This window comes from Chryseobacterium sp. CS3K3.1, from assembly GCF_059515165.1.
In genome coordinates this window covers 1-9,423 of the sequence record NZ_JCAKRV010000035.1, presented here as the reverse complement: position 1 = coordinate 9,423, position 9,423 = coordinate 1, and the positions used below count along the sequence as shown (strand labels likewise).

The following is a 9,423-nucleotide window of genomic DNA, read 5'->3' as shown; positions in this document are numbered from 1 at the left end:
AAGCATAATCTATATTAAAAGAATGGCTCCTTTGCGATTTCAAACAAAAAAACAACTCATCTTACTAAAGTAAAAAACATTAAAAAATACTTTAGATACCACATTCCGCATGTGCTTCGTAATGAATGAGATCAGCTGTAAAATTTTATCATTTTTTAACTTTAAAAATAGCTTTCAGAGACAAATAATATTAGCTTTTGATCTATAAATTATGTATTTTTGAGAAATTATTTTAATAGAGATGAGTAACATTGATGATAAGAAAAAAGCACTCGCTTTAGTGCTTGACAAGCTAGATAAAACATATGGAAAGGGAACGGTAATGACTTTAGGTGACGAATCTATAGACAATACTATTGAGGTAATTCCTTCCGGTTCTTTAGGTTTGGATATTGCCCTAGGTATAGGCGGATATCCAAAAGGAAGAATCATTGAAATATATGGTCCTGAATCTTCAGGTAAAACAACATTGACCCTTCACGCTATCGCTGAGGCTCAAAAAGCAGGTGGTATTGCAGCATTCATTGATGCAGAGCACGCTTTCGACAGAACGTATGCTGCGAAATTAGGAATTGATCTTGAAAACCTGATCATTTCTCAGCCGGACAACGGTGAGCAGGCTTTAGAAATTGCAGATAATTTGATCCGTTCAGGAGCAATTGATATCGTAGTAATTGACTCTGTAGCGGCTCTTACACCAAAAGCAGAAATCGAAGGTGAAATGGGAGATTCCAAAATGGGTCTTCATGCAAGATTAATGTCTCAGGCATTAAGAAAGCTTACCGCTACAATTTCAAGAACAAAATGTACTGTGATTTTCATCAACCAGTTGAGAGAAAAGATCGGTGTCATGTTCGGGAACCCTGAAACCACTACCGGAGGTAATGCACTGAAGTTTTACGCTTCTGTAAGAATTGATATCAGAAAAGCAAGTGCTCCTATCAAACAAGGTGACGAAGCTATCGGTAGCCGTGTGAAAGTGAAGATTGTGAAAAACAAAGTAGCACCTCCATTCAAGCAGGCAGAATTCGACATCATGTATGGTGAAGGTGTTTCTAAAGTAGGAGAAATTCTTGATACTGCTGTAGATATGGGAATTGTGAAGAAAAGTGGTTCTTGGTTCAGCTACGAAGAGACTAAATTGGGTCAGGGACGTGATGCTGTAAAAGATGTTTTAAGAGATAATCCGGATCTTGCTGAAGAATTGGAAGCTAAGATTAAGGAAGAAATGAAAAACAAATAATTTTTCAGAAAATATAGAAAAGGCATTCTTCGGATTGCCTTTTTCTGTTTTTAAAATAAAGATTTTTCTAACGCAAAGGTTTCATCTGTATGCTGTAATATTTTTAAGGGAGCAGAGAGCTGAATCAATTCCATTGATTCTTACTAAGCAAATGCATCATTTACCACAAAGCTCCATCAACGATGCGTTTAAATAAATGAAGGATCAGAAAATAAAAAAGAGGTCATTCCGTAGAACAACCTCTTTGAGATTTTATATTTTTTAAAAATTATTCAGCAATTTTACCCTGCAGCTGAAGAGCTCCGGTCACTTTCATTCCTTTTGTAAGTGCTTCCATTCTCATATTCTCTTTGTTCACAAAAGCATCAATGGTAAAGAAATCTTCATTCTCTTCATTCGTGATCAATTTCAGTTTCAGAATATACCCTTTAACACTTCCGTCTTCAAGTAATTCTGTTTCCTTAAAATCGACTACCTGACCAATAAAATCGAAACATGCATAATTAGGCAGGTCCTGACTTGGTGCATAGGTAGTGAAATCCTCACTCATTTTGGTTCCATCCGGTAAATCAGTATTGGTTTGAACATCAAGGATGAAAACAATTCCACTGACATTCACCTTCAGATGAGGCTGAGTCATGTAGGTATTTCTGTTTTCAGCATAATCTGTTGCAAAAAACCAAACACCAAAAGTATCTCTGGCAGGTCCTGCTACAATTGCCTGTAAATTCAATGCATTTTCCCATTCCCTGATTGATCTTGTTTCAAAGTCCAGGGTATAATTCGTTTTTACTTCCGGAATTATGGTACCCAACTCATCTGTAACAATGGTTTTGAATCTTACATCTTCAAATTCGGTTTTATTTCTGGCCTCTCCTGTCGGATCAGAAACGGTGGACTGCATTAAAACTGTGCTAAGATACTGCCCGTAATCTTTAGTCTGAAAGTTCTGATGTCCAAAAACGCCACTCCATGTATTCACAAGGTTATGAACATTGGATTTTCTGATAATTATCCCAGCTTCATTAGTGGTTTCAGGAGCCGTGATTCCTACTGTATTCTGGAAATAATTTTGTCCCTCAATCAACTGATGATTCATAATCGCATTATTTTCTTCATGAGAAAACTCTGCAAAACCTTTATACGTAATATTCTGGTTTTCGAAAATATAAGGCAATCCTGTTTTCTTCTTTTCGTCACCGGCAAAGTGATAAGCAAGTGAAATTCCCTTAAATTCCCCTTCCTGAATAGCCGGAGTGTGATTACCGTTATGATCAAACTGAGAATGATATAGTATCATATAAGATTTAATCTTAACTTCCTGAAGCTCACTTTCAAACTTTTCTTCCATCTGTGCAATCGCCTGTTGTGGAGAAAGCGCATAAGCATCTTCAGTAACCATATACGCAAAACCCTCTACCTCACCATTTTCTTTTTCAAAAGCAGAAAGCGGTGTATACTCACCTCTTAGCTGAAGGGCTATAGAATACACGATATAATCATTATAAATCCTGATTTTTTCATATTCTTCATTTACTTTCGGCTCTTCTGCCGGCTGCGAAGGAACTTCCGGTATTGTTTCCACAACTTCTTCCACCACTTCCTCTACTATTTTTTCCTCTGGCATTTCCATTTCCTGAACCGGAGTACTTACATTTTCCTGACTGTTATTTTTCTTCTTAAAAAAATCAAAGATTCCCATACTGTTATTTATAATTGGCGGTAAATATAATAAAAGTGCTCAACAGACCCATCATAAAAAAAATGCCATTGTGTCAGTGTGCTCTTTATTGCTTTTATAATAAAAAATTCCGGCGGAGCCTTTGGCTCCGCCGGAATTCTGTTAATTAGGTTTATCATCTGTCAGTTCAAATCCCCAATCCTTTCCTTTTTGGGTTGCCGGGATTCCTTTTGTCATCCAGACCGGAGCTTTAGCACCTTTAAGATAATAATCAAAAAACTGCTGTTCGCGGATTTGAATATCTTTTCTGTTCTGACGTTTCATAAGGTTATGGTCATCACCATTATAATTCAGAAGCCATACCGGTTTCCCGAGACGGCGTAGTGCGGTAAACATTTCAATCCCCTGATACCATGGCACAGCTCCATCTTTATCATTACTCATAATAACTACCGGAGTCTGTACTTTATCAATGGTAAAAAGCGGTGAATTTTTAATATAAAGATCCGGTGCTTCCCACAAGTTTTTGCCCAATCTGCTTTGTGATTTTTCATACTGGAACTGTCTGTTCATTCCTGAAGTCCATCGAATTCCTCCATAGGCAGAGGTCATGTTGACAACAGGAGCTCCACTCCATGCAGCTGCATACATGTTGGTATGAGCGATAAGATAAGCAACCTGATAACCGCCCCAGCTTTGTCCCTGAATTCCTATCTTAGTACCGTCTACCCATGCATTTTGCTTTAACTTTTCAACTCCGGAATTAATATATTCCATGGCAGATTCTCCCGGGAAACCATCTGTATAAGAAATATCAGGAGTGAAAACAAGATATCCGTTGCTCACAAAATAAGAAATATTTAATCTTGAAGGTGTTGGAGCTGGTGCAACATACCGGTTTAAATTATCCGAAAGTTTTTCGTAGAAATAAACAATCATCGGATATTTTTTATTCGAATCGAAGTTTTCCGGCTTGTATAACACTCCTGTAGAAGTATTTCCTTTTGGTGTCGTCCAGTTTACCAATTCGTTTGTTCCCCAGTTATATTGATTTTGCTGCGGATTGGTATTGCTCAGTTTTTGTTGTTCTGAAAAATCTGATGTTGCAAAAATATTGGGAGAATCCTTGTATGATTCTTTTATCAGAATATACTGTTCAGCATTTTTTGCTTTTTGAAGGGTTCTGTATCCCCATACATTTTCCATCTGAATTTTTACCGGATCAGCGTTTGACTGCACAGATGTTTTAAAAATTCCGTTGGCTTTGGATGTATTGTCAAATGCGGATAAATAAATAGTTGATTTTCTGTTTAAGCTTTTAATATCCTTATCCAGATCATAGGTATCAAATGTTATTTTATGCTTACGTCCATATCCATTGGTTATATTTCTTGGCTTTTTTGAACTGTTCAGGAAAAATTCCCAAAGATCGTAACGGTCTCTGATAATTACAGATTCATCATTATCTGTCCAGGATGCAATACCATAAGAATTTGGAAAATCCGGCATATCAAATTCTTCATCAACGAAGGAAACAGCTAAGCCTGTATTCAATGGCAGGGTTTGTTTTGTTTTCACATTATAGCTCAGCCACTTTCCTTTTTCTCTGTCAAAGATCACAACAAATTTTCCCAGCGGAGATACAGCCGCTGCTCCATTGAGGTTTTTAATAATTTCGGTTCTCTCTCCCGTTTTATTGTCAATCAGAAAATAGGTTTTCTTTGTTGCCCCTTCCCATTGTGAAGAAATACGGTTATTGATACTGGTAATTCCCAGCGCAAATCCTGCATTTCCTTCATTCACCAGTCGTAAAGTATCCAAATCTTCTCCGTCAATATTGGTGAAGAAATCCGGTTTTTCCGTTTGCATAACTACAGCGTAGGATTTTTTCAGATCATTTTTCAACTCTTTTAGCTGTACCGTTTGCAGATAATCGTCCTTATAATTCCAGATATCCACAACGGCATGATCATTTGCAATCATGGCAGTATCTTTTGCAATTGGCTTCGGAGCAACACCGAAATACAACTGTTTCCCATTTTTACTGAACAGCGGCAACCGGTTTTCGGAAATTACCCAGTTTCTCTTCATCTGTGCATTCTCATTGGTAACAATTGCTTTTTTGTTTCCTTTAAAATTAAAGTAATATAGCTGATACAATTTCACCAGATCATTCTGTGCAGAAGAAGTTCCTACATAAGCCAGCTGATTTCCTTCTTCGTCAAAAGACAATTGTGAAAAGTCTCCCTCCATTTCAGAAATTGTATTGACGGTTCCTTTTTGCAGATCAACTACCTGCACGGTTTGAAATGCATATTTCTTAGGTTTTGACTTGTCTGTATCTTTTTTATCCGAAGATTTTTCATCTGTTGAATCCTTTCCTTCTTTTTTATCTTTCTTTTCATCCGGCTTCTTGGTTACAAAAACAAGCTGCTTCCCGTTTTTACTGAACTCGTAGCGTATGACATTATCATATGTTGTACTTTTTCCATCCAAAAGGTTTTTCACCACCAGCTGTAATGGTTTTACATTTTTTTCTTCCTCTTTATTTTCTTCCCCGTCTTCTTTGTCGGAAGCATCATCAGAAGATTTATCTTTTATATTTTCCAGAAGATAAGCAACGTAAGAACCTGCTTTTTCGGGAATTTTAAACGATTTTACATTCGGAATTTTCTCTGTTTTATCATTAAAAAAATCAACAATGGCAAGACTGTCTTTTGTTAATTTATTTTTCTTCAGTTTTTTATCTTTTACCGCTTTTATATCTTTATATTGCGGGCGGATTTGAAAAACAGCAAACCTGGAATCATTGGTAAAATCCACTTTTGCCGCTCTTGCAAACTTCTTTGTTGTCTTATTTTTAACGGAATATAAAGAAAGGTCAGAATTTCCTTCCTGAGCATCTACCGAATAGGCAATCCACTTTCCATCATTTGAAATTTTTCTTGATCCTATATTTTGCCAGCTGTCGTAAACAGAATGGTCTAAAGGCTTCCTCTGCCCATATACCCAGAAGGTCATGATGAGCAGCATAAAAACTGTACATTTCAACTTCATTTTTAAAAATATTTTAAGATTTAAAAGTAAGGCATTTCTTTGACAAATCCATATAACAAGACCTTTTCAATTTGAAAAAATGACATTCTGTCACTTTCTCCTGCATGGTATTTTTTTTGAGAAAGAATTTTAAATTAAAAATCTAAAATATGATGACTAAAGGAAATATTAATGTATCTGTGGAAAACATTTTCCCGCTTATTAAAAAATTTCTTTACAGTGACCACGAAATATTCCTGAGAGAATTGATCTCCAATGCAACGGATGCTACTTTAAAATTAAAACACCTGACAAGCATTGGTGAGGCAAAAGTGGAATATGGAAATCCCAAACTTGAAGTTAAAATTGATAAGGACCAGAAAACGTTACGCATCATCGACCAGGGAATTGGTATGACCGGTGAAGAAGTTGAAAAATATATCAACCAGGTAGCTTTTTCAGGTGCTGAAGAGTTTTTGGAAAAATACAAGGATTCTGCAAAAGATTCCGGCATTATCGGACATTTCGGTCTTGGATTCTACTCTGCTTTCATGGTGGCTGAAAAGGTGGAAATCCTTACAAAATCTTATAAAGATGAGCCGGCAGTACGTTGGATCTGTGACGGCAGCCCGGAATTCACCCTTGAAGAAACTACTGATAAAACAGACAGAGGAACGGAAATCATCCTTCATATTGCTGAAGATTCTGTAGAATTTTTAGAAGAAGCAAAAATCCGTGAACTGCTATTAAAGTATAACAAATTTATGCCTGTTCCGATTAAATTCGGGACAAAAACACATACACTTCCTTTACCGGAAGATGCTCCTGAGGATGCCGTAGCTGAAACAGAAGAAGTAGACAATATTATCAATAATCCGGTTCCGGCATGGACCATCGCTCCAAGTGAACTGACCAACGAGGATTATATGAAGTTCTATCATGAACTGTACCCAATGCAGTTTGAAGAACCGTTATTCAACATCCACCTGAATGTTGATTATCCTTTCAACCTTACCGGAATTTTATTTTTCCCGAAATTGAGCAATAATCTGAATATCGACAAAGATAAAATTCAGTTATATCAAAACCAGGTATTTGTAACGGATGAAGTAAAAGGGATTGTTCCTGACTTCCTGATGTTGTTAAGAGGGGTAATTGATTCTCCGGACATTCCGTTGAACGTTTCCCGTTCTTATCTTCAGGCAGACGGTGCTGTAAAGAAAATTTCATCGTATATCACGAAAAAAGTTGCCGACAAAATGGCTTCTTTAATTAACGAAAACCGTGAAGATTATGAGAAAAAATGGAACGATATCAAGGTTGTAATCGAATATGGAATCATTACAGAAGAAAAATTTGCTGAAAAAGCAGACAAATTCACTTTATATCCTACAACAGACGGTAAATATTTCCTTTGGGATGAATTGGTAGAGAAAATCAAGCCAATACAAACTGATAAAGACAACAAACTGGTTATCCTGTATGCTACCAATGCTGATGAGCAGCACAGCTATATCCAGTCTGCCAAAGATAAAGGATATGAAGTTCTGCTATTGGATTCTCCTATCATTTCACACGTGATCCAGAAACTGGAAACTTCAAAAGAAAATATTTCATTTGCGAGAGTAGATGCCGATCATGTTAATAATCTTATCAAAAAAGATGAACCGGTAATTTCAAAACTGAATGAAACCGAAAAAGAATCTTTGAAAAAGAATGTAGAAGAGGCAATAAAGGATTCTAAATTTACGGTACAGCTTGAAGATCTTGACAGCAATGATGCTCCGTTCACGATTACCCAGCCTGAATTCATGAGAAGAATGAAGGAAATGCAGGCTACAGGCGGAGGCGGTATGTTCGGAATGGGAGGTTTCCCGGAGATGTATAATCTTGTGGTGAACTCCAACAGTGAGCTTTCCAGTCAGATCTTAAAGACTGAGAATGCTGAAGAAAAAGAAAGCTTAATCAAATATGCGCTTGATCTTGCCAAGCTTTCACAAAACTTACTGAAAGGAAAAGACCTGACAGATTTTATACAGAAAAGCTATAAGCAGCTTGAAAAATAATTTACAGAGACTGTTTCAATTTTGAAGCAGTCTTTTTTTTGTTTAAAAAAGTATAAAAATTGTAAATAGCTCATCTAAATTTTATAGGTTTTAGAAACCTGTAAGGTTTAAATCTTTTCTCTTATCAGAAATTATTCTGAAAGAAAATTTTCAACAATTAAATCAGATAATACTTCTGTTTTTAAAGTTTAGATTCATTTTATCTTTAATCTTATTCTTTAGCACCTACTTTTTTCTACTTTTTATTGTATAGCTTCTCCTTTTTTGCCATTTTTGTATAAAATGTCGGTCATGCAAAAAGAAAAATTACGCGTCATCAGAAAGCAAAAAGGCTATACCCAACAACAGGTAGCTGACTTTATCGCGACGGATGTATCCAATTACAGCAGAAAAGAAAGCGGTGATGTAAGGATCGTAAAAGATGAGTGGGATAAACTTGCCCGTTTTCTCGACGTGCCGGTAGAGGACATTTATGAAGAAGATGAAGCCACAGTAGTTATTAATAATGATCATCCTGTATTTAATGACAGATCTTCTTCTGCGGGAGTCATTACCAACCAGAATAATTATGATAATATTCCGGGAGCTATTATTGAAAATCTTCAAGGTTATATTGCTCTATTAAAAGAGGAAAACGAAAGGCTGAAAGAAGAACTGAAAGGTCTCCCAAGAGGAAGAAAATAATACGGTTTGAAACTGTAAAAAATATTGATGTCGCTTCATATTAATGTATGGAGTGACTTTTTTTTTACGGAGGTCTTTGAGGTGAGCGCTTTTTTAACGTTCTATGTTAAAAGAATTCTTTGAAATTTACAATTCCTCCAACGGATCCCAGAACAGTTTTTTGAAATTCTTTATTCTGAGGTTTTCAACAATGATTCCTTCTGCTTCCAGCTTTGGCTGAAATTCGGGGACAGATAATACTCCAGAGCTTGAAATCACGCGGTGCGCAGGAACATCTTTCGGACATCCTCCCATCGCTTTTCCTACATGTCTGGAATGATTTGGATAACCAACAGCTTTTGCTATGGCGCCGTACGTTGATACCCTCCCTTTAGGAATAAGTCTTGCCACTTCGTATACCTGTTGTTTGAAAATTTCGTCCATATCAAAATGATTATTTTAAGTCGGTCCTCTTTTTTGCATCATTTTTGAACTCTTCTCATCTCAATGATGTTTCATTAAAAGATAAAGATATGAAAAAATCATTTTTCAGGCTGTTGAATGCCGTTAATAAAAAAGTTCTTCCGAAATTGAGTAAGAAAGATCCTAATCGTCTTACTAAGATAGAAAAGGGAATTCTGGCCTACAGATACTTTGTGCTGGTGAATTCTTTGGATTGATTTTATTTTCCCACAGATCGCGCAGATTTTCACAAATGTTTATGTGTATTTTTG

At 36.3% G+C, this 9,423-nt stretch carries 7 protein-coding genes; 4 read left to right on the top strand and 3 right to left on the bottom strand.

What is annotated here, in order from left to right:
* Positions 1-241: 241 nt before the first annotated feature.
* A complete protein-coding gene (gene recA, locus AC5YGI_RS21850) occupies positions 242-1,243 on the top strand; it encodes a recombinase RecA (protein WP_062676286.1) in 1,002 nt (333 codons plus the stop codon).
* A 268-nt stretch (positions 1,244-1,511) separates the two neighbouring features.
* Here recA and AC5YGI_RS21845 read toward each other — a convergent pair whose 3' ends face one another.
* Together AC5YGI_RS21845 and AC5YGI_RS21840 are read right to left on the bottom strand one after the other, a co-directional pair.
* Positions 1,512-2,945 carry a hypothetical protein gene (locus AC5YGI_RS21845; RefSeq protein ID WP_496169793.1) on the bottom strand — a complete coding sequence of 478 codons (1,434 nt, stop codon included), beginning with the start codon at positions 2,943-2,945 and terminating at the stop codon, positions 1,512-1,514.
* Between the two features lie 141 nt (positions 2,946-3,086).
* Positions 3,087-5,981: an alpha/beta hydrolase family protein gene (locus AC5YGI_RS21840; RefSeq protein WP_330743265.1), complete on the bottom strand. Its 2,895-nt coding sequence runs from the start codon at positions 5,979-5,981 to the stop codon at positions 3,087-3,089.
* A 152-nt stretch (positions 5,982-6,133) separates the two neighbouring features.
* Here AC5YGI_RS21840 and htpG point away from each other — a divergent pair, with 152 nt between their 5' ends.
* Complete coding sequence (htpG, locus tag AC5YGI_RS21835) at positions 6,134-8,026, top strand: molecular chaperone HtpG (protein WP_496169794.1); 1,893 nt, start codon at positions 6,134-6,136, stop codon at positions 8,024-8,026.
* 291 nt (positions 8,027-8,317) lie between these two features.
* Positions 8,318-8,710: a helix-turn-helix transcriptional regulator gene (locus AC5YGI_RS21830; RefSeq protein WP_330743267.1), complete on the top strand. Its 393-nt coding sequence runs from the start codon at positions 8,318-8,320 to the stop codon at positions 8,708-8,710.
* A gap of 126 nt (positions 8,711-8,836) precedes the next feature.
* Here the strand turns inward: AC5YGI_RS21830 and AC5YGI_RS21825 are convergent, their stop codons facing one another.
* Entirely contained in the window at positions 8,837-9,133 is a 297-nt protein-coding gene (locus tag AC5YGI_RS21825; protein ID WP_110008117.1) for an MGMT family protein, read from the bottom strand.
* An 89-nt stretch (positions 9,134-9,222) separates the two neighbouring features.
* Here AC5YGI_RS21825 and AC5YGI_RS21820 point away from each other — a divergent pair, with 89 nt between their 5' ends.
* On the top strand, positions 9,223-9,369 hold the full coding sequence (locus AC5YGI_RS21820; RefSeq protein WP_330743269.1) for a hypothetical protein: 147 nt from the start codon (positions 9,223-9,225) through the stop codon (positions 9,367-9,369).
* Positions 9,370-9,423: the final 54 nt, after the last annotated feature.

Excerpts from the sequence above, each read along its gene's own strand:
- recA (WP_062676286.1), top strand. The coding sequence starts at position 242 with ATGAGTAACATTGATGATAAGAAAAAAGCACTCGCTTTAGTGCTTGAC.
- AC5YGI_RS21845 (WP_496169793.1), bottom strand. The coding sequence starts at position 2,945 with ATGGGAATCTTTGATTTTTTTAAGAAGAAAAATAACAGTCAGGAAAAT.
- AC5YGI_RS21840 (WP_330743265.1), bottom strand. The coding sequence starts at position 5,981 with ATGAAGTTGAAATGTACAGTTTTTATGCTGCTCATCATGACCTTCTGG.
- htpG (WP_496169794.1), top strand. The coding sequence starts at position 6,134 with ATGACTAAAGGAAATATTAATGTATCTGTGGAAAACATTTTCCCGCTT.
- AC5YGI_RS21830 (WP_330743267.1), top strand. The coding sequence starts at position 8,318 with ATGCAAAAAGAAAAATTACGCGTCATCAGAAAGCAAAAAGGCTATACC.
- AC5YGI_RS21825 (WP_110008117.1), bottom strand. The coding sequence starts at position 9,133 with ATGGACGAAATTTTCAAACAACAGGTATACGAAGTGGCAAGACTTATT.
- AC5YGI_RS21820 (WP_330743269.1), top strand. The coding sequence starts at position 9,223 with ATGAAAAAATCATTTTTCAGGCTGTTGAATGCCGTTAATAAAAAAGTT.